At 73.7% G+C, this 18354-nt stretch carries 20 protein-coding genes; 7 read left to right on the top strand and 13 right to left on the bottom strand.

Translation table 11 applies throughout. From position 1 onward, the window contains the following. Nucleotides 1-830: ADP-ribosylglycohydrolase family protein (locus E4P43_RS18350; RefSeq protein WP_209313959.1), on the top strand; the 830-nt coding region annotated here is incomplete at its 5' end. A gap of 12 nt (nucleotides 831-842) precedes the next feature. On the opposite strand, the gene E4P43_RS20060 is transcribed toward E4P43_RS18350, so the two are convergent. The 5 genes from E4P43_RS20060 to E4P43_RS20910 form a co-directional block, all read right to left on the bottom strand. Further along, on the bottom strand, nucleotides 843-1016 hold the full coding sequence (locus tag E4P43_RS20060) for a hypothetical protein (protein ID WP_167759239.1): 174 nt from the start codon (nucleotides 1014-1016) through the stop codon (nucleotides 843-845). A gap of 124 nt (nucleotides 1017-1140) precedes the next feature. Next, nucleotides 1141-2820: a CocE/NonD family hydrolase gene (locus E4P43_RS18345; RefSeq protein WP_135146962.1), complete on the bottom strand. Its 1680-nt coding sequence runs from the start codon at nucleotides 2818-2820 to the stop codon at nucleotides 1141-1143. A 246-nt stretch (nucleotides 2821-3066) separates the two neighbouring features. Beyond that, a complete protein-coding gene (locus tag E4P43_RS18340) occupies nucleotides 3067-3306 on the bottom strand; it encodes a hypothetical protein (RefSeq protein ID WP_135146961.1) in 240 nt (79 codons plus the stop codon). Between the two features lie 155 nt (nucleotides 3307-3461). Beyond that, nucleotides 3462-4208, bottom strand: a complete 747-nt coding sequence (locus tag E4P43_RS18335) for an enoyl-CoA hydratase/isomerase family protein (protein ID WP_245159239.1) — start codon at nucleotides 4206-4208, stop codon at nucleotides 3462-3464. Nucleotides 4209-4401: 193 nt separating this feature from the next. After that, nucleotides 4402-5133 (bottom strand): excalibur calcium-binding domain-containing protein, encoded by a 732-nt coding sequence (locus E4P43_RS20910; RefSeq protein ID WP_280791020.1) that lies wholly within the window; start codon nucleotides 5131-5133, stop codon nucleotides 4402-4404. A 250-nt stretch (nucleotides 5134-5383) separates the two neighbouring features. On the opposite strand from E4P43_RS20910, the gene E4P43_RS18325 reads away from it, so the two are divergent. The 3 genes from E4P43_RS18325 to E4P43_RS18315 all read left to right on the top strand — a co-directional run bounded on the left by E4P43_RS18325 (nucleotide 5384) and on the right by E4P43_RS18315 (nucleotide 7441). After that, nucleotides 5384-6628: an MFS transporter gene (locus E4P43_RS18325; RefSeq protein ID WP_135146959.1), complete on the top strand. Its 1245-nt coding sequence runs from the start codon at nucleotides 5384-5386 to the stop codon at nucleotides 6626-6628. Between the two features lie 130 nt (nucleotides 6629-6758). Beyond that, nucleotides 6759-7121 carry a hypothetical protein gene (locus E4P43_RS18320; protein ID WP_135146958.1) on the top strand — a complete coding sequence of 121 codons (363 nt, stop codon included), beginning with the start codon at nucleotides 6759-6761 and terminating at the stop codon, nucleotides 7119-7121. After that, a complete protein-coding gene (locus E4P43_RS18315; protein ID WP_135146957.1) occupies nucleotides 7121-7441 on the top strand; it encodes a hypothetical protein in 321 nt (106 codons plus the stop codon). The genes E4P43_RS18320 and E4P43_RS18315 overlap by 1 nt, the downstream gene beginning before the upstream one ends. Before the next feature lie 58 nt (nucleotides 7442-7499). Here the strand turns inward: E4P43_RS18315 and E4P43_RS18310 are convergent, their stop codons facing one another. Both E4P43_RS18310 and E4P43_RS18305 read right to left on the bottom strand, forming a co-directional pair. Then, a complete protein-coding gene (locus E4P43_RS18310) occupies nucleotides 7500-7952 on the bottom strand; it encodes a hypothetical protein (protein ID WP_135146956.1) in 453 nt (150 codons plus the stop codon). Between the two features lie 48 nt (nucleotides 7953-8000). Then, entirely contained in the window at nucleotides 8001-9146 is a 1146-nt protein-coding gene (locus tag E4P43_RS18305) for a DNA cytosine methyltransferase (protein ID WP_135146955.1), read from the bottom strand. Nucleotides 9147-9394: 248 nt separating this feature from the next. On the opposite strand from E4P43_RS18305, the gene E4P43_RS18300 reads away from it, so the two are divergent. The 3 genes from E4P43_RS18300 to E4P43_RS18290 all read left to right on the top strand — a co-directional run bounded on the left by E4P43_RS18300 (nucleotide 9395) and on the right by E4P43_RS18290 (nucleotide 12251). Further along, nucleotides 9395-11026 carry a hypothetical protein gene (locus tag E4P43_RS18300; protein WP_135146954.1) on the top strand — a complete coding sequence of 544 codons (1632 nt, stop codon included), beginning with the start codon at nucleotides 9395-9397 and terminating at the stop codon, nucleotides 11024-11026. A gap of 34 nt (nucleotides 11027-11060) precedes the next feature. Then, nucleotides 11061-11507 (top strand): very short patch repair endonuclease, encoded by a 447-nt coding sequence (locus E4P43_RS18295; protein ID WP_135146953.1) that lies wholly within the window; start codon nucleotides 11061-11063, stop codon nucleotides 11505-11507. Between the two features lie 120 nt (nucleotides 11508-11627). Next, entirely contained in the window at nucleotides 11628-12251 is a 624-nt protein-coding gene (locus tag E4P43_RS18290; RefSeq protein WP_135146952.1) for an antibiotic biosynthesis monooxygenase, read from the top strand. A gap of 18 nt (nucleotides 12252-12269) precedes the next feature. Here E4P43_RS18290 and E4P43_RS18285 read toward each other — a convergent pair whose 3' ends face one another. The 6 genes from E4P43_RS18285 to E4P43_RS18260 form a co-directional block, all read right to left on the bottom strand. After that, entirely contained in the window at nucleotides 12270-14030 is a 1761-nt protein-coding gene (locus E4P43_RS18285; protein ID WP_135146951.1) for a bifunctional diguanylate cyclase/phosphodiesterase, read from the bottom strand. Between the two features lie 80 nt (nucleotides 14031-14110). Then, nucleotides 14111-14644 (bottom strand): NUDIX hydrolase family protein, encoded by a 534-nt coding sequence (locus E4P43_RS18280; protein ID WP_135146950.1) that lies wholly within the window; start codon nucleotides 14642-14644, stop codon nucleotides 14111-14113. A gap of 79 nt (nucleotides 14645-14723) precedes the next feature. Then, the gene (locus tag E4P43_RS18275) at nucleotides 14724-15089 is read right to left on the bottom strand and encodes a hypothetical protein (protein WP_135146949.1); all 366 of its coding nucleotides are present in this window, start codon (nucleotides 15087-15089) and stop codon (nucleotides 14724-14726) included. A gap of 165 nt (nucleotides 15090-15254) precedes the next feature. Beyond that, nucleotides 15255-16640, bottom strand: a complete 1386-nt coding sequence (locus E4P43_RS18270; RefSeq protein WP_135146948.1) for a DUF4407 domain-containing protein — start codon at nucleotides 16638-16640, stop codon at nucleotides 15255-15257. A 108-nt stretch (nucleotides 16641-16748) separates the two neighbouring features. Further along, nucleotides 16749-17492 carry an IclR family transcriptional regulator C-terminal domain-containing protein gene (locus E4P43_RS18265; RefSeq protein ID WP_209313958.1) on the bottom strand — a complete coding sequence of 248 codons (744 nt, stop codon included), beginning with the start codon at nucleotides 17490-17492 and terminating at the stop codon, nucleotides 16749-16751. Further along, on the bottom strand, nucleotides 17492-18354 hold an 863-nt coding region (locus E4P43_RS18260; RefSeq protein WP_135146946.1), incomplete at its 5' end, for an APC family permease. The genes E4P43_RS18265 and E4P43_RS18260, both read right to left, overlap by 1 nt.

The raw sequence follows: 18354 nt of genomic DNA, 5'->3' as shown, positions 1-18354 counted from the left end.
GGGACCCGCTGACGGCGGTCCCCTCCGCGCTGGACGCGGTGGCGCCGGAGCACCGGGACAGGTGGGCCGTGGTCCTGGCACCCGGCTGGACACCCGCGGACGCGACGGAGTCGAACGGCGCGGTGTGGCCGACGCTCGGCCAGGCCGTGTGGGCGCTGCGGAACGGCCGCGACTTCGCCGAGGTGCTGCGGCTGGTGGTCGACCTCGGCGGCGACACCGACACGGTGGCGTGCGTGGCCGGCGGCCTGGCCGGAGCGGTGTTCGGGATGGGCGGCATCCCGATGCGCTGGGCGTCGGCGGTGCACGGTCGGGTGCCCGGGTTCGGCGATCAGGTGTGGCGGCTGGCGGAGCTGCAGGAGATGGCGACGCTGCTCGACGGCAGGACGTGGGTGCCGAACGACCCGGGCGTCATCTCGCGGATCGGCCCGGTCGAGGTGCTGCCGAGGATCTGGGCGGCGAACCTCGACGGCGCACGGCTGAGCGACGACGACTTCGCCGTCCTCTCGCTGTGCAAGCTCGGCTCACCGTTCTCCCACCCGGTGCACCGGATCGCCCACATCGCGGACAACGAGTACAACCCCGGCCTGGACGAGGTGCTGGCCGACGTCCTCGACGACATGGAGGCGCTGCTCGCCGAGGGGCACCGGGTGCTCGTGCACTGCCACGGCGGGGCGTCGCGCACCGGGCTGGTGCTGCGCGCCTGGCTGGTGCGCACCGAGGGGATGTCGGTCCAGGAGGCCACGGATCACGTCGCCGAGCGCTGGCCGCACCAGGGCCTCTGGAACGCGAGCTTCACCGAGGCCCTCGAGCGGGTGCGCCCCCGGAGCTGAGCAGCGCTCCGGTCAGCGGATGCGGGCGTCCCGCGGGGGGACCGCCGGACGGCCCGGGCGCGCCGGCGTGAAGTCGGGGACGAAGCGCTGGGTCGGCTCCATCTCCGGGGTGGTGTCGGGAGCGGCGTGACGCCCGATGCGGGGCATGGCGAACTCGGCGGTCTCGTCGGTGAAGTGCTTGGCCACGTGTCCACGGTACGAAGCGATGCCGCTTTCCGAGGGACGCGCGCGAGGCAGCTCGGACCGGTGGTGCGAGTGGTGCGGATGGGTCGAGTTGTCGCCTGGTCGACCTGTCGACAAGCCGCCTCGGTCAGGCCGTGGGCAGCGTGACCGCCGAGGGTGTGACGCCGCCGTGGCAGATGCGGTGGGCGACCGGGACCCCGTGGGTCGCCTGGCCGACCGGCTCGCCGGTGCCGAGGTTGCGGGCGTAGCGCGGGTGGGCGCCACCGGAGACCTGCAGCCGGATGCGGTGGCCGGCGCGGAACCGGTGGGCGGTGTCGTGCAGCGTCGCCTCCACCACCCGCTCCCCCGCCGTCGGCTCCTCACCGGGAGCCGGGTCGAGTCGGACGAGCCGGTCGGTGATGTTGATGGACTTCCCGTTGGGCTCGACGTCGCAGAGCCGGACGAAGAGGTCGGCGTACGGGTTGTCGGACTCGACGACCAGCCGCACCTTCGTGCCGCCGCGGACCTCGACCGGCTGCCGCAGCGCCGGGGTGGTGAAGGTGCGGACGTCGTCGCGCGCCTCCAGCTCGCGGTTGTCGCGCTGGCCGGCGCTGCCGGCGAGCACCCGCCCGCCGACGGACGGCGTCGGGTCCATCGGGTCGTAGTGGAAGGTCGTCTCACCCGGCGCGGGGACCTCGTCGTCGAGCCGGCCGCCGGCCGCCAGGTACCAGGTGCGGTCGGTGGTGGCCGTCGGCCAGTCGGGCAGCCTCCGCCAGGTGCGGGCGCCGGTGACGAACACCCGGACGCGGCTGTCGCGCGGCGGCACCGGGTTGGCGCCCTTGACGGGGAGGTGGGCGTTCAACCAGGCGAGGCTCTCGATGGTGCTGACCGCCGGGTCGATGGTGAGGTGCGCCCACGGGCCGACGGTCAGCCCGACCTCCACCCCGCGGTCACGCAGGATGGCGTACTGCTCCAGCGTCTGCTCGACGAACCAGTCCTGCCAGCCGCCGATCAGCAGCGTGGGAACCGTGCTGGAGTGGACGGCGGGGGTCGCGCGGTACCGGTCCCAGTACGGGTCGGTGAGGTCGGGGTGGGCCAGCCACTCGTCGAACCAGGGCGCCGGGTTGCCGCCGAAGCGCTCGGCCAGGCCCTGCAGCGGCAGCTCGCCGAGGTAGGGGGCGAGCCGGCGCTCGGCGGTGAGCAGGCGCAGGATGCCGCGCCACGGGCTGACCCGCTCCTGGTGGGCGATCAGCTCGGTCCAGATGGCGAGGTTCGTGAGCTGGAAGGCGCCGTCGACCATGCCGGCCTGGGCCAGGTCGTGCGGGCCGATGTGCATGACCATCGCCTTGAGCTCGGGCAGCGGGTCGAGCGCCAGCGCCCACTGCGTGTAGGCGAGGTAGCTGGGGCCCAGGGTGGCCAGCCGGCCGTCGAACCACGGCTGCTCCCGCAGCCAGACGACGGTGTCCTGCGCGTCCTCGGCCTCGTTGACGACGGGCGTGAACTCACCGCCGGAGCCGAACGTGCCGCGCACGCTCTGCATCACGACCGCGTAGCCGCGGGCCGCGTACGGCACCGCCATGCTCAGGGCGAACCCGCCGGCCCGGCCGTACGGCGACCGCATGAGGACCGTGGGGTGCGGACCCGGGGCGTCCGGGAGGTAGACGTCGGCCTTGAGGACGGCGCCGTCCCGCATGGCGACGTCGACATCGCGCGCCACCCGCACCGCTGACGTAGCGGCGGGCAGCTTCCACCGGCGGTCGAGCGCGGCAGCGGCGATGCGGGCCGGGCGGGACAGCGACTGCGGCGACGTGCGGGCTAGCCGGGACACGAAACCTCCAGGTCAAGATTCAGACGTCGCGACCTTATTAGCGGGAGGGCGGTCCCTCTTCACGACTGGACCAAGACGTCTCTCCTTCTGACGATTGGCGATGCCACTAAGGAAAGAGCGGGACGTCATGAAGGGCCATGACCGACCGATGGCACATCGACACCTGCCGGTTCGCGCGCCTCGGAACCGACTGCAGTCACCTTGGTCGGTGGCGGGCGACGTCGTGGCGATCGAGCGGCGGCTTGCCTAACGCGACGCCGGGCCGAAGACGGCCTCAATGTGCTTTACCAACGCCAGAGCCGACTCCCGGTCTAGCTGCAGGGTCTGACTGACCTTCTTCTCTCCCTGCCTGTCGTCGGAGCCGAAAGAGCTGATCTGCAGATAGGTCGCCTCGTGATTGGTGATAGCGCGGACCTCACAGTCCACCTCGGTGGGGTGGACGCGGCCTCCCTCACCGACCCACTCCAGGGATCTGACGACGGCCATGGGCACTCCAATCCGAGACGTCCTGGGGGTCCCCCGGCAAGGCGGCTATTCGCTACATCCGCTGGCCACCGAAGACCTTATCGACGCACTGCGCGGTGGTGGTTCATTAGCCCGGGGCGAAGCACTCAGTGCGACCCGTGCCCATCCGCAACGGGTCAGGTGGCCGAGCGGCGCATCGACCACATCTGGGCGGGGCGCTCGGACTGCATGGCCACGTCCCAGGGGATCGCCCCGTTGACGACCTCCTTGCGGAAGTTGCCGATCGCCAGCCGCGCCAGTTCCGGGTCAGCAGCCACCCGCTGAGCCAGCTCAATCGCGCGGTCCTCGACCGCGGCGTCGTCCAGGGCTTCCCAGGCGAGGCCGAGCTCGACGGCCTTGTCGCCGTTGATCTCCTCACCGAACAGCGCCATCGCGGCGGCGCCCTCACGGCCAATCAGCCGCGACAGGATCACGAAGTGCCCACCGCCGGGGTGCATGCCGCGCTTGAGGAAACCGGCCAGCAGCCGCACGTCCTTTGACACGATCCGCAGGTCCGCTGCCAGCAGCATGTTCATGCCAGCGCCCACGGCGGAACCGCGCACCGCGGCCACCGTGGGCACGCGAACCTGGCCCAGCCGGTAGAAGGAGTCGTAGATCTTGCCCATGCCCTCGTAGGCGTCGGGCGCCGCCGGGTCCTTGCCGGCCGAGGTCAGCGTCGCGACGTCCCCACCCGCGCAGAACGACTTGCCGACACCGCGGATGACCAGCGCACCGACCTCCGCCTTGGCGTCCACCTCGTCGAAGGTCGCGATGAGCTCGTCGGCCATCCCCGGAGTCAGCGCGTTCCGCCGGTCCGGCGCGTTGAGCGTCACGATCGCGACGCCGCCGTCCACCTCGAGCAGCACTTCACCGGATCCGGCCACGAGCCCACCTCTCCTGCTGGGCGGACCGGCCCCGACGCCGCCCGCCACCCTCTGACAGGCATCAGACCACGGCGCCTCCGCCTCCGCTGACGCGGCTCTGAGCGCAGCCGAGACAGCGGGCATCCCTACCGTGCTCGCTTCGCCAGCGCTTGCACCCTCGCTGGGCACAGCCGGACCCAACGTCTCGAGGAGATCAGCTCTCGCAGCCGACGCCGTCGCCGTCGCTGTCCAGGTGTCGGCCGTAGCCGGCGTCCCCGAGCCGCACCGGAGCGGCTCCCGCAGCCTTGGCGGCGCTGCAGTTCTTGAAGTACGTGCTCGCCGGGGGGTTCGCCACCGGCGGCGCCACCGCCTGCGGAGCGGGCGCGGGCGCAGGCACAGGCGCAGGGGCGGGCGTCGGGGCCGGCGGCTTCGGCGCAACGGGCGCGGGGGTCTGCGGCTTGGGTGCGACGCGTGCGGTGGTCTGCGGCGTCGGCGCTACGGGTACCGGAGCCACGGTCTCGGGTGCCGGGGCCGCGGTCGTCGGACCCGCCGGGGTGGTCGATGCCGGCGCCCGAACAGCAGCGGCGGACGACTTCTCGCTCGGCGCAGCGTCAGCTGCGACATCCGTCGCCGACGCGGCCTGCGTGGGAGTGCCCCCACCCTGCGTTCCGGCAACGACGCCACCGCCGATCACGCACAGGACCAGCACACCCGCCCCGGCCACCAGGCCCAGCTGCGCCTTCGGCTCCAGACGGCCGAAGGCGGCCCGGGCCCGGGAGGCGAGGGTCGCCGGCTTCACGCGGCGAAAGGTCAGCTCCGTCCGCAGCAAGCCCGGGTCCCGACCGTGGACCTCCCAGCCGTCCTTCGCCCACTTCGCGACCACCTTGGCCTCGGTGCCGCGGATCGCCTGCGCGGAGGTGTACTCGTACTGCACGTCGTCAGCCACGGGCAGGACCGTATGCACGCGCATCTGGTCACCGGGGTTGCCGCTCGGCCTAGGTCGCGCCTGTCTCACCCCAAGTGACCCGGCAGCACCAGCAGTCGCCTGACCTACCAGCCACGTCGGTCAGAATCTGTCCAGCGGCCATACGCGATAAGATCGACGCCGTTCCTGAACGTTCCGTGTGTAACTACCTGCTGTCGGCGCTCGCCGGCGGATCAAGGCGGCACGCCTGATTCGCAGAAGTACAGAGGTCATGTTCCACACGCGCTCGACCGACAACCCGCTCCTGAAGCACGCCGGTCTCCCCTACTTCCCGCTGGCCTTCATCGCCCGGCTCCCCTTCGCGATGATGGTCGTCGGCGTCCTCACGCTCGTCGTCGCCGAGCGTGGCTCGGTCACCCTCGGCGGGCTGAACTCCGCCGCCGCCGGCCTCGGCACCGCGCTCGCCGGCCCGCTGCTCGGTGCCGCCGTCGACCGCTGGGGGCAGCGCAAGGTTCTCGTCCCGGTGGGGCTGCTCAACGCCACCTTGCTCGGCGCGTTCATCCTCGTCGTGTCCAGCTCCGCGGCCGACGCCGTCGTCCTCGCGCTCTCGGTGCTGATCGGCGCCAGCGCTCCGCAGGTCGCGCCCCTGTCGCGGACCCGCCTGGTCGCCATCATCAAGCGGCACGTCGCCGACGACCGCCGTGAGAAGACCCTCAGCGGCACCATGGCCTACGAGTCCGCCGCCGACGAGACCGTCTTCATCGTCGGCCCTTTCCTCGTCGGCCTGCTCGCCAGCGCCATCGCCCCGTGGGTCGCCATCGCCGGCGCCTCGGCACTCACGTTCGTCTTCGTCACCGCGTTCGCCCTGCACCACACCGGCCAGGTCGACCCGGGCACCGACTCCACCCCGGTGGAGCCCGCGCCCGTCCGCGAGCTGCTCCGCTTCCCGCTGATGACCGTCGTCGTCGGCACCCTCGGTGTCGGCTTCTTCTTCGGCGCCACCCTCACCAGCCTCACCGGCTTCCTCGCCGCCGACGGCGACGGCGACCGCGCGGGCCTGCTCTACGGCGTCATGGGCATCGGCTCCGCCGTCCTCGCGCTGGGCTCCGCCGCACTCCCCCAGCGGTTCACGCTGCGGGCCCGCTGGCTGGTCTTCGGCTCGCTGCTGCTGGCCGCCGCGGTCGCCTTCGCTGCAGCGCGGAGCGTGACCGGCCTCGTCGTCGCGCTGGCGATCCTCGGCCTCGGCATCGGCCCGACGCTGGTCACCCTCTACAGCCTCGCCGCGCAGTTGAGCCCCACCGGCCGCTCGGCGACCACCATGACGATGCTCGGCTCGGCCGTCGTCGTCGGCCAGTCGGTCACCTCTGCGGTGACCGGCCTCCTCGCCGACCGGCTCGGCCCGACCACCGCGCTGGCCGCCCCCGCCGTCTGCGCGGCCATCGTGGTCGCCGCCGCGGTCGCGCACACCCTGTCGGCCCGGCCCCGCGCCGGGGCACAGGACCTCGTCCCGGCCTGAGAAGGCTTTCCGCGCCGCCATTCTCGGCCGCCCATCACCCGTTCGGGGCACCTCTCGAAAGCGCGGTCCGCCGAAATTGTCGTACCCCTTCCGGACAATTCTCGGCACAAGGAAAGCGCCGAGGAGGAACGTGAAGAAACTGAGCGACCTGACGCCCGACGACGTGATGGGCCTTCCGCCGGAGGTCCTGGCCCTGCTGCTCCCCCCGCACCTCCGGGAGCGCCCGACGACGGGTCGCGGGTTGGCCTACTGGTACCTGGCGGCGGAGAAGCCGGACGGGCACCTGCCCTGCCCCGCGGGCTCGGGCTGCACGACGTGCACGGACACGTACGAGGCGATGCTCAGCCGCCGGGAGGTCCCGCTGCGGATGTACCGCCACCCCGAGGCCGAGGTCGACGCCGCCGTCCTCCTCGGCGCCTGGTACCGCGCCGGCGCAGCCACCGTGGCCTGGCCCGATGACGACTCTTCCTTCGACCCGGAGTTGGTGCCCTGATGACCACGACCACCCACCACCTGGACCTCATCCCACTCCGCCGCGCGGCTACCGGCCAGTGGGCCGAGGCCGGCTGCTGGCTGGACCAGGGAATCGAGCGCATCGTCCTGGGCTGCGCCTGCGGCTGGCACAGCCGCGACCTGACCGCGGCCGATCTGGGCGTCGCGCCGACGGCGTTCTACGGCAACGTCGAGGACGACGAGGCCTTCACCCGGCTCACCCACGAGATGGAGGCCGCGCACGCCGACGCGATCGTCCCCGCGGTCCTCGACCTCGGTCCCCCGGTGGCCGTCGAGGCGGAACTGCTCGGCGCCCGCTGACCGCTGGGCCCGCGCCGGGCGCTCCCCGCTGGGCGTCAGCGGGGGCGCGCCGGCGCGCTCAGCCCCACCGGGTGGCGCCGAACCGGTGCGTTCCGGCAGCGACGGTGACCGACCAGTTGGTCCCCTTCCACTGCGTCTCGTCGTCGGCGCCCCCGACGCCGAGGGAGGTGAGGACGACGCCGACGTGCACGTCCGCCACGAGGTCGGCCAGCCGCCGGACCACGTCCGGGTCGACGTCCACCTCGGCGCCGGCCCAGCCCGCCCCGAGCAGCGACCCGACGGCCGCGTTCGCGGGCTCGAACAGCCCCGACAGCGCGAACCCGGCCCGGACCTCGGTGGCCAGGTCCCCGTGCGAGCGCAGCCGGACCGGCTCGCCGTCGAAGTCCAGCCGGTGGAAGACCCACAGCCCGCTGCCCCCGACGAGGAGTTCGCCGACCAGGTCCAGCCGCGTGGGGGCGCCGGAGTTGCGGTGGGGCTGCCCGTAGCAGGCGACTGCGGCGAGGTCCGACATGCGTGCACCACTATCAGCGAGGGGACGACGGAGGCAGACCGCCGGGGACTACACGCCGGCGAGCTCTAGGGCCCCGCGGTCGTCGGCCGCCAGGTCCTCGACCGGAACGTCAGCAGGCACGCCCACGAGCACCTTCTTGAGGGCCGACGCCACGTGGAAGGCGAGCATCGGGGGCACCGCGTTGCCGATCTGGCGGAACTGCACCGACTGGGTCCCCTGCCACGGCATGTCGCGCGGGAAGGTCTGGATCGCGGCCGCCTCCTGCACCGTGAGCCGGCGCAGCCGCGTCGGGATCTCGGCGACCGGCTTGCCGCCGGCCATCAGGTGCCGGTGGTACTCGACGACCCAGGGCGTCGCGTCCGGGTCGTCGAGCTGGGCCTGGTCGATGATCGGCGTCCGGTTGCCGCCCATGGACGCCGGCAGCGTGGGCGCCGGGGCGTCGAGGTTCAGCGGCCGGCCCTGGCCGTTGAAGAGCATGCCGGCGAACGGCGAGCGCCGGAGGACTGGGATCCGCGCAGGCGTCACCCTCGCGGTGCAGAACGCGTCGTTGCCCGGCTCGCCGTAGTTCGGCAGGGTCTCCAGCACCGAGCGCAGCGTCGGCGGCTGGGAGCGCGTCGGCGGGTTCAGGTCCAGCGGGCTGCCGCTGCGGGTCCCGACGAGGAACATGCGCTCCCGGGCCTGGGGAACCCCGAAGTGGCTCGCGTTCAGCAGGTGCAGCTCGGTGCTGTAGCCGGCGAGGTGCGCCTCCTCGCGCAGGCGGATGAGCAGCTCGGACCAGCGCCGGTTGACGGCCAGGGCCTTCACGTTCTCCATCACGAACGCCTCGGGCTGCACCCGCTTGACGACCTCGAGGAACTCCCAGACGTGCCGGCTGCGCGGGTCGCTCGGGTCCATCCGGCCCGCCACGCTGAAGCCCTGGCACGGCGGACCACCGATGACGACGGTGGCGGCCCCCTCGCCGGGCAGCTCGTGCCGCATGGCGTCACCCGTGACGTCGCCGGCGACCGCCACGTGGCCGGCCAGCCGCTCCCCACCGGCCTGCTCGGCGAGCTTCTCGAACTGCTTGTTGTACGTCCGGACGGCGAACGGGTCGATGTCGTTCGCCCACACCGGGGTGAACCCGGCCTCGGCGAACCCCAGGTCCATGCCCCCGGCTCCGCTGTAGAGGGACACGAACGAGAGCCCGTCGCTCATCAAGTCTCCAACTCGCATAGTTCCAACTGCCTGCTGCGCCGACCGTCGCACGGGCCTCTGACAGAACCGTTGCGGCGCTGGTCGGCGGATTGGTGCGGGGAGACACCGGGGTTCCTGCGGCGCGGCCGCTGGCGGCCGGACAGGCCTCCTCAGGCTACCTGCGGACGCCGCCCGGGCCTGGCACCGTCAAGGGTCCGAACGGGCGCGTCGGCCTCAAGTCGGCCGGTTGCCTGACCGAAGGACTAGACATGCCTGCGCCGTCCCCCGAGCTCGTCCGCGCCATCCGCTCCCTGCTCCTCCCGATCGACCCCGCGCGGGAGGAGGACGCCGCCGACGCGGTCCGCCGCCACCTCGTCGGAACCGGCCTGCCCGAGGCCGACCACCCGGTGTACGTCCTCAACGAGCTGGACGACTGGCGCGACTCCCAGCGGATCTCGGCGCGCCTCAAGGGCCTGATCAGGGAGGCGCTGACCGCCGGGTACCCCGAGCGGGGCGCTGCTCTGGCCGCTCGGTACGAGAACCTCTGGACGTCGCTGCAGGAGCGGCACCTGCTCTCCCCCACCGCGGCGACCAGCCTGCTGTCCCAGGCCCGGCTGATCGCCTCGCTGGCAGAGGACGGCCGCATGTCGGCGTCCCAGATCGCCCAGGTGCTGATGAGCCGCGACCCGCGCGTCATGATGCCGTGGCCCGCCGTCGCCGCGGTCCTGGGCGCTCTCGACCTCGAGCGCCAGCTCGAGCTGATCGAGGTCGGAGCGGTGCACATCGAGGACCAGACGCAGGAGGAGGCCAGGTTCGCCGACGCCGACATCCCGGCGATGCTGGACTTCCTCGAGCAGGAGGGCGCGCGGCTCGCCTACGGCAGTGGGCTCGGCACCCACTTCCGGGAGCTCGTCGAGCCGCAGAACGGCGGCTCGCGGTTCGTCCCGTACCTGATCATCCTGCACTTCCTGTGCTTCCCGGCGGCCTTCTACGACCACTCGCTGAACCACGCCTACGAGTTCGCCCCGCGAGGCCAGGCAGCCCGCTGGGTCCGGGACCGCTGGCCCAGGGTGCTGGAGCCGTCGAACGACCCCATCCTCAACAACCTCAAGTCCGTGTACGAGCTGGACGAGGCGTGGGCGACGTCGAAGGGCCCCCAGGGGCCGCAGGCGGTCATGCTGGTGGCGATCCTGCGCCGGCTCAGCGCGATGCCGTTCGCCTCGCAGCGGGAGCTGGCCGCGCTGGTGCGCCAGGCGCTCCTGCGCACGATCCGGCTGCTGACCCCGGCGAACGTGCAGCTGCCGGAGCACCCCTCCGTCGCGGAGGCACAGCAGGTCTTCCGGGCGGTCGCTGCGGGCGGCACGGCGACCCGCGGGATCATCGAGCAGCGGGTCGTGGACGCCGTCGCGGCACTGCTCCACGCAGGCACGGCACACGTCCCCCGCGGTCTCGGCGACTCCGTGAACGCCAGCAACATCAGCCGCCGCAAGCTCGGCGACGTCGACTTCCAGGACGTCGCCGGGCGCACGGCCGTGGCCTACGAGGCGCACGCCGGCACGCTCACCCAGGTCTACGTGGACCACCACCTCAACACCCTCCGCCAGGTCCTGCCGCTGCGGCTGCGCGACGAGTGGCAGCACATCGACCCGGTGCCGGAGAGCTGGAGCGTCGAGGTGGTCTTCGTGGCCGCTGCGTACGCCCCGGGGCTGACCGAGCAGGTCACGATCGCGGACGTGCCGGTGACCATCACGTACCGCACGTTCGAGGACTTCTTCGGCCAGGTGGCCGACGACCCGGGCCTGGTCGACGCGTTCGCGGAGCACGTGCACGCCCGGCTGAACCAGCCCAGCACCCCGCTGTCGGTCCGGGAGACCTACGCGGGGCTGACCGCCGCGAGCTGACGCCGGCGGCCGGTCCGGACGACAATCGGTCGCGATGGCGGAGAAGTGGGTCTCGACGACGGCCGGCCGGCACCTCTCCGGGCGGCGTCGTCGCGACACCGCACCCGAGGTCCTGCTGCGCAAGGCGCTGCACGCGGCCGGCGGACGGTTCCGGCTGCAGCGCCGGCTGGCCCACGGCTGCACCCCGGACATCGTGCTGCCCGGGCGGCGGGTCGCCGTCTTCGTGGACGGCGACTACTGGCACGGCTGCCCCGAGCACGGCCGGAAGCGCCCCTTCACCGGCCCGAACGCGGAGCTGTGGGAGGCCAAGATGCGGCGCAACCGTGAGCGGGACGTGCGCTCGACGGCCCTCGCGGAGTCCCTCGGGTGGACGGTCGTCCGGGTCTGGGAGTGCCAGGTCCTCGCGGACGCGCCGGGGATCGCCGCGAGCATCCTGTCGCGCGAGCAGCACCGCGCCAAGGGCGACGCCGCGCGCTCGTAGGAGCGGCGTGTCGACCGGCCCCACGCCGGAGCCGCGCGGCACCCCGTTGACAGCGGCCGGGAGCCGAGAACCATGGGCGTCGCGAGAGACGCCGCCAGTCCTCTCGGAAGGGAGGGCGTCATGCACGCCCGGACCACCACGATCATGGCCGACCCGAGCCGCATGGACGACGGGATCGCCGACGTCCGCGACAGCGTCCTGCCCGCCGTGCGCGACATGGACGGGTGCATCGGGCTGTCGATGCTCTGCGACCGCGCCTCCGGACGCGTCATCGTCACCACGGCGTGGGAGTCCGAGGAGGCGGTCGCCGGCACCCGCGAGCGGGTGCGCGCCCTGCGCGAGCGGGCCACCCGTCAGTTCGGCGCGAGCGACTCCGAGGTCCGGGAGTGGGAGATCGCGGCCGTGCACCGGCTGCACCCCGCCGGGGACGACGCCTGCGCCCGCGTCACCTGGTCCTGCGTCGACCCGGCCGACATGGACCGCGTCCTCGAGGCCTTCCGCACCGACCTCATCCCGCGCATGGACGACATGCCCGGCTTCTGCAGCCTCAGCCTGCTCCTCGACCGGCAGACCGGCGACAACTCCCTCACTGCCGTCTACGCCGACCGCAGGTCCATGGAGGCGACCCGCCAGCGGGCCATGTACATCCGCGACGAGTTCCGCCGCATGCTGCACATGTCGGCCACCGAGGTCGCCGAGTTCGACCTGGTCCTCCACCAGCTGCGCGTCCCCGAGCTGGTCTGACCGCCCCGGGGAGGCCGGTCAGCCGGCGGGCTGCGTGACCGCGGAGAGCTGGGCCACCAGCTCGGCCACCGGCAGCGGCCGGCTGTACAGGTAGCCCTGCGCCAGCGGGCAGCCCAGCCCGGCGAGCACCTGCGCCTGCTCCGGCGTCTCGACGCCCTCGGCGATGAGCACCAGGTCCAGCGCGTCGGCCAGCGCCATGACGCTGCGCAGCAGCCGCGCCCGCCGGGTCGACGTCGTGATCGCGGCGACGAAGGAGTTGTCCAGCTTCAGGAAGTCCGTCGGGAGCGTGTCCAGCCGCGCCAGCGCCGAGTAGCCGGTGCCGAAGTCGTCGATGGCCACCCGCAGCCCGTGCTCGCGGAGCACGTGCAGGGCCTGCACCGACCGGGCCGACTCCGCCTCGACCAGGCTCTCGGTCACCTCGACGACGGTGCGCTCCGCCGGCCAGCCGGTCGTCGCGAGCGTCGCCAGCACGCGGTCGGGGAAGCCCGGGTCGTCCAGCTCCATGCCGGACACGTTGATGCTCAGGAACAGCGGACGCCCCGTCGCCTCGGCCAGCGTCCGGGCGTCCTCGCAGGCGGCGCTCCACACGAAGGCCCCCAGCGCCCCGACCAGGCCCTCCTGCTCCGCGACCGGCACGAACTCCGCCGGTGGGACGACACCGCGCTCGGCGTGGGTCCAGCGCACCAGCGCCTCCACGCCGACGACGCCGCCGTCGGCCGGGGTCACGACCGGCTGCAGGTGCACCCCCAGCCCTCCGGATCGGCCGGCCGAGAGAGCGGCAGCGAGGTCCCGGGCCAGCGGGCTGTGCGCCCCGGCGTCGAGCTCGCTGCGCCCGCGCCCGAACGACTTGACCCGGTACAGCGCGGCGTCGGCGCGGCGCATGAGGTCCGAGGGCGCGTCGCCGAGCGCCAGCTGCGCCACGCCCACCGACGTCGCGATGTGCGGCAGCGCTGCCCGCAGGGTCTCGGCGACCGCCAGCGCCCGGCCGCCGTCGTGGCCGGGCAGCAGCAGGGAGAACTCGTCGCCGCCGTGCCGCGCCAGCAGCGCCCGGGCCGGCAGGAGGCGGCCCCACGAGGCGGCGACCTCCCGCAGCATCTCGTCGCCGGCGGCGTGGCCCCTGGCGTCGTTGACCGCCTTGAAGTGGTCGAGGTCGAACAGCGCCGCCGACAGCGGCTCGCCGGTGCGCACCGCCGCGTGCACGGCGGAGTCCAGCGCCTCGTCGAAGCCGCGCCGGTTCGCCAGCCCGGTCAGCGCGTCCTCGCCGGCGGTGGCCGCCCGCCGCGCGAGCACGCCCATCGCGCCGGCCGAGCCGAGCACGAGCACGCAGATGACCACGGCCGGCCCGGTGGAGACGTCGTCCCGCAGGTGGACGACGACGGCGACGGTGACCAGCACCTGGCCGAGGAAACCGAGGGCCCAGAGCAGCGGGAAGAACAGGAAGGCGGCCATCGACGAGAAGGCGCTGAGCGCGAGGACGGCGACGAGGCCGTCGGCGGTCGGGGCCTGGTAGGCGAAGACGCCGATCCCCACGCTGCCGACGGCGAGCAGCGCCTGGAACCAGCCCAGCCGGACGCGGCTGCCCCAGCGCATGACCGCCAGCCCGACCAGGGACGTGGTCGGGCCGAGGACGACGACCCAGGCGGGCACCTCGCCGAGCCCGCCCGGGGTGCCCAGGAGCAGCGCGACGGCGGCCAGCCCGCCCATGGCGGTGAGCAGCCCGGCGGTCCGGGCGACCAGCCGCGGGGTCGCCAGCTCGGGCGCCATCCGGCTGATCTGCATGGAGGGGTCCTCGGCCGGCACGAGGCGGAACTGAACCGTCCGAAGTGTTCGGGCGGCCCGGTTCCCTCGGAAGGGGTGGCTCAGACGCCCAGGTGGGCCAGCGCCTGGAGCAGCAGCGTCGCCTGCCCGTTCATCAGCTCGCCCAGCACCGCCGGGTCGCGCACCTCGAGCGGGGAGAACCAGGTCAGCTCCAGCGCGTCCTGCTGCGGGGCGCAGTCCCCCTCGACCGGGACGACGTAGGCCAGCGACACCGCGTGCTGCCGCGGGTCGTGGAACGGGGTCACCCCCGGCGTCGGGAAGTACTCGGCGACGGTGAACGGCTGCGGCGCGGGCGGGATTCGCGGCAGCGCGAGCGGGCCGAGGTCCTTCTCCATGTGGCGGAGCAGCGCTGCCCGCACCCGCTCGTGGTACAGCACGCGGCCGGAGACGAGGGCCCGCTTGATCTGCCCGTCCTCACCGGCCCGCAGCAGCAGACCGACCGCGGTCACGACGCCCTGGGAGTCCACCCGGACGGGCACCACGTCCACGTACAGGATGGGCAGCCGCTCGCGGGCCGCGTCCATCTCCTCGCGGGCCAGCCAGCCCCCACCGGTCGCCGTCGTCACCTCGGTCATGGGGACTGTCTATCGGTTCCCCCGGGGAGGCCGCGCGCCCGGTCCGGGTGACTCGCGTCTCGGACCGGGCGCCGGAGGGTCAGTCGCCGGCGTAGGGGACGACGCCGAAGTGCTGCTCGCCCTTGTCGTCCTCCTGCACCAGCACGGTGTAGGCGGACCCGCCGATGATCGCGGCGCAGGTGTCGCCGTCGCACTCGATCGTGGTCACCGCGGCGCCCTGGTCGGCCACCATCTTCGACACGGCGGCCTCGGTGTCGGCGTCCCGGTCCTCCAGGGCCTCCCGGTAGAAGAACAGCCCGCCGACGGCCAGCGCCGCGACGACCACCGCGATCAGCAGGGCGACCAGCGGGCCGCGGTTGGGCGCAGGGCGGGCGGGCTCCGCGGCCGGGGCGGCCGGCTCGGGGGCCGGCGTCGGCTCGACGGGGGTGGTGTTCTCGGGGCTCATCGCAGTACGTCCTTCGTGGTGCTCGGGGTCCGGGACGCCGAGGAGCGCAGCACCGAGCCGGCGGCTCCACCCCTCAGCCGTCCAGCTGGCCTCCGACGATGCCACAGCGGCGACCGCTCACGCCGCGGTGGGCGCGAACTCACAGCGGACGTACAGGCCCGCTCGTCAGACCGGCATCCGGTCGGACGGTCGACGGCGCACCGTGCGGACGGTCCGCGCCGCCGCCTCCCGCGCCAGCCCGATGATCGGGCCGGTGTCCCAGCCCGGACGCCGCTCGACCCCCGTCTCCGCCGGGGCCTCGGCGGGCGCCACGGTCTGCGCTGCGGCCGCGGCCAGGGCGGCCCGGCGGCGGGCCAGGATGGCCTCCTTCTGCCGGTCGACCCGCTCCTTCTCCGCCAGGACCAGCAGCTCCTCCTGGGCCTCGACGACGACGCGCCGCGACTCCTGCTGCAGCTCCTCGACGGCGACGTCGCTGGCGTCCCGGATCGCGGCGAGCTTGTCGTAGGCGCTCGGCGGGCCGAAGTTGAGCAGCAGCTTCATGATCACCGGCAGCAGCTCGATGCACATGAACAGCAGCGACAGCATCGTCTTCGCCGCCCACAGCGTGCCGTTCTCGTCGCTCAGCCGGTCCAGGGCCTCCAGCCGCAGCAGGATGCCGCCCGAGCCCTCGTTGGCCAAGTCGAACGACGCCTGCAGCCGGTCCTGCTCCGCCGTCAGCCGCTCGTACTCCGCCTCGTCGGCCTCGAGCGCGGCCACGGCCTGGGCGGCGCTGCGCTGCTGCGCGTCCGAGGCCTGCTCCAGCGCCGCCTCCAGCTCCGCCTTGGCGGCGGCGACCGCCGCGCTCTGGGCGTCGGCGTTGGCGCGGGCCATCTGGTAGGCCGTGCCCGTGCCGGCCTCGCCGGTGCCGCAGGTGCCGTCGAGCTCGCACTGCGCCCGGGTCTCCAGCTCCCGCGCCGTCGCCGTCGCCTGCTCGTAGGCGGCCTGCTTGGCCGCCACGGTGCCCTGGACGACGGCCAGCTGCGGGTCGGTGCGGCCACCGCTGGCCACGATCGACCGCTCGGTGGCGATCTTCTCCTCGAGCTCCGGCAGCCCGGCGAACCGGGCGTCGGAGGCCAGCGACGTGCGGTACTGGTCGGCCGCCTCGGCCTGCATGGTCACGATCTCGGTGTCGATCTCCTTGTGGAAGATCTGCAGCGTCAGCGGCGTCGCGATGACGACGCCCAGGATCAGCGCGAGCCCGACGCGGGGCACGGCCAGCGCCACGTTCCGCTTCAGCGACGCGTCGTGCGCCATGCCGACCAGGAGCATCCGGTCCAGGTTCACGATGACCGCGCCCCAGCCCAGGCCCAGCAGCAGCGCGAACGGCCACCAGACGCCGATCGCCATGTGCACGGCGAACGCGGCGGACAGGACGGCGAGCCCACCGGTGCTCAGCAGCACGCCACCGAGGGCGACGAACTTCGGGCGCGCACCGGGCGAGGCCTCCAGGAGGTCCTGCCGGGCGCCGCCCAGCACTGCCAAGGCGCTGCCGATCCGCTGATGTCGAGCCATGCCGTTCCGATCCCCCCGGCGACGGGAGTAGCGAAGGGTCCGCCGCCTCCCTTGCCTCATCGGCAGTCCCAGACCGGATCGGGGCAGCGCCGGCGTGACCGATGTCGCTCAGGCCAGCAGCGGAGCCAGCGACGCCGCGCACCCCAGCGCGGCGTCGAGGTGCTCGCGAGGGAGCTGCCCGCGGGAGCTGGTCACCACGACACCGGCCACCAGCTCACCGCCGGCCGAGCGCACCGGCGCCGCCAGGCAGGCCACGCCGTCGTGCAGCTCCCCCACCTGCCCCGCCCAGCCCGAGGCCCGCACGTCGGCGAGGCAGCGGTCCAGCAGGTCGGCCCGGGTCACCGTCGCGGCGGTCAGCCCCAGCAGCCGGGACGGCGGCAGCAGCTCCCGCCACTCCACCTGGGCGGCGAGCAGCAGCCGGCCGGCCGCCGTGGCGTGCAGGTGCCGCTCGACCATCGCGACCGAGGCCAGCGGCAGGTCCGGGTCCACGTCGGCGCAGCGCAGCGACGTCGCCGTGTAGACCACCAGGTGCACCCCGGCGCGCACCGAGGAGCGCAGCCCGGCCACCGCCGCCCGGGCCGCGGTCGGCACCCGGACCGGCGCGATCGCCGCCGCCAGGCCCGCGACCTTGCGGCCGAGGGCGAACCCGCGCAGGTCGGGCATCCGCACGAGGTACTCCTCGCCGACCAGGAGGTTGAGCAACCGGTAGGCCGTGGCCGGCGGCATGCCCAGGGCCGCTGCGACCTCCTTGGCCGTGATCCCCGCGCCGGAGACCGCGACGCACTCCAGCACCGCGAGCGCGCTCTGGACGGCCTTCGGCTGCCGACCGCTGAGCCCTAGGTCGCTCGCCATCACGCCGCCGGGGAGCCCGTCAGCACGCGGTCCGCCGTCGCCTCGTCGTAGACGCCGACCCGCGCCAGCCGCCCCGGGTGCCGCAGTCTCAGCCAGGCCACCCACCCCACCCCCGGCAGCAGCGCCAGGCCGAACACGAGCGACAGCCCGCGCCCGCCACCCCAGGAGGCGCCGACCAGGGCCATCCCGAGCACGAGCAGCCACAGGACGGCGGCCACCAGCCCGCCGGCCAGCGGCGCCGGGGTCAGCTCACCGATCCGGCGCAGGAAGAGCGGCGCCGCCACGCTGACGAGCAGGTAGGCCAGCACGTAGCCGAACGCCGACACCGTCAGCGTGCCGGTGAGCACCGTGCGCGCGCCGGCACCGGCCAGCAGGCAGCCCACGGGCACCGCGACCAGCAGCGGCAGCGCCAGCCCCATCGCCACGTGCGGGGTTCCGAAGCGGCGGTGCGTGCGGCCCAGCGACGACGGCAGCACGCCCTCCCGCCCCATTGAGAACAGCACGCGCGCCAGCGCGTTGGCCGAGCCGGTCACGCAGGCGAAGAAGGACGCCGCGATGCCGACGTCGAGCGCCTTCGACACCCCGCCGACCGTCCCGGCGAGCTCCGCGACCGGCACCGGGCTCATGAGCACCTCCAGCGGCGCCTGCCGGAGCAGCACGACCTGCGCCGCCGTGGCCCCGAGGAACAGCACCCCGGCCACGGCCGGCGTCCACAGCACCGCGCGGGGCACCGCCACCAGCGGGCGCTGCGCCTCCACGCCCAGCGTCCCGGCGCTCTCGAAGCCCATGAAACCGACGACGCCGAGGACGACGCCGACCGCGAGCCCGCCCCACCGCGCGTCGCCGTCCACCACGGGAGCCG

The sequence above is a fragment of the Blastococcus sp. TF02A-35 genome (genome assembly GCF_004571075.1).
Taxonomy (GTDB): Bacteria; Actinomycetota; Actinomycetes; order Mycobacteriales; family Geodermatophilaceae; genus Blastococcus.
This window is presented reverse-complemented; position numbering and strand designations above follow the sequence as displayed.

Coding starts and splice junctions, on each gene's coding strand:
- E4P43_RS18265 (WP_209313958.1), bottom strand. CDS start 17,492: ATGGCGAGCGACCTAGGGCTCAGCGGTCGGCAGCCGAAGGCCGTCCAG.
- E4P43_RS18305 (WP_135146955.1), bottom strand. CDS start 9,146: ATGAGCGACGGGCTCTCGTTCGTGTCCCTCTACAGCGGAGCCGGGGGC.
- E4P43_RS18295 (WP_135146953.1), top strand. CDS start 11,061: ATGGCGGAGAAGTGGGTCTCGACGACGGCCGGCCGGCACCTCTCCGGG.
- E4P43_RS18290 (WP_135146952.1), top strand. CDS start 11,628: ATGCACGCCCGGACCACCACGATCATGGCCGACCCGAGCCGCATGGAC.
- E4P43_RS18270 (WP_135146948.1), bottom strand. CDS start 16,640: ATGGCTCGACATCAGCGGATCGGCAGCGCCTTGGCAGTGCTGGGCGGC.
- E4P43_RS18340 (WP_135146961.1), bottom strand. CDS start 3,306: ATGGCCGTCGTCAGATCCCTGGAGTGGGTCGGTGAGGGAGGCCGCGTC.
- E4P43_RS18280 (WP_135146950.1), bottom strand. CDS start 14,644: ATGACCGAGGTGACGACGGCGACCGGTGGGGGCTGGCTGGCCCGCGAG.
- E4P43_RS18275 (WP_135146949.1), bottom strand. CDS start 15,089: ATGAGCCCCGAGAACACCACCCCCGTCGAGCCGACGCCGGCCCCCGAG.
- E4P43_RS18310 (WP_135146956.1), bottom strand. CDS start 7,952: ATGTCGGACCTCGCCGCAGTCGCCTGCTACGGGCAGCCCCACCGCAAC.
- E4P43_RS18300 (WP_135146954.1), top strand. CDS start 9,395: ATGCCTGCGCCGTCCCCCGAGCTCGTCCGCGCCATCCGCTCCCTGCTC.
- E4P43_RS18285 (WP_135146951.1), bottom strand. CDS start 14,030: ATGCAGATCAGCCGGATGGCGCCCGAGCTGGCGACCCCGCGGCTGGTC.
- E4P43_RS18315 (WP_135146957.1), top strand. CDS start 7,121: ATGACCACGACCACCCACCACCTGGACCTCATCCCACTCCGCCGCGCG.
- E4P43_RS18325 (WP_135146959.1), top strand. CDS start 5,384: ATGTTCCACACGCGCTCGACCGACAACCCGCTCCTGAAGCACGCCGGT.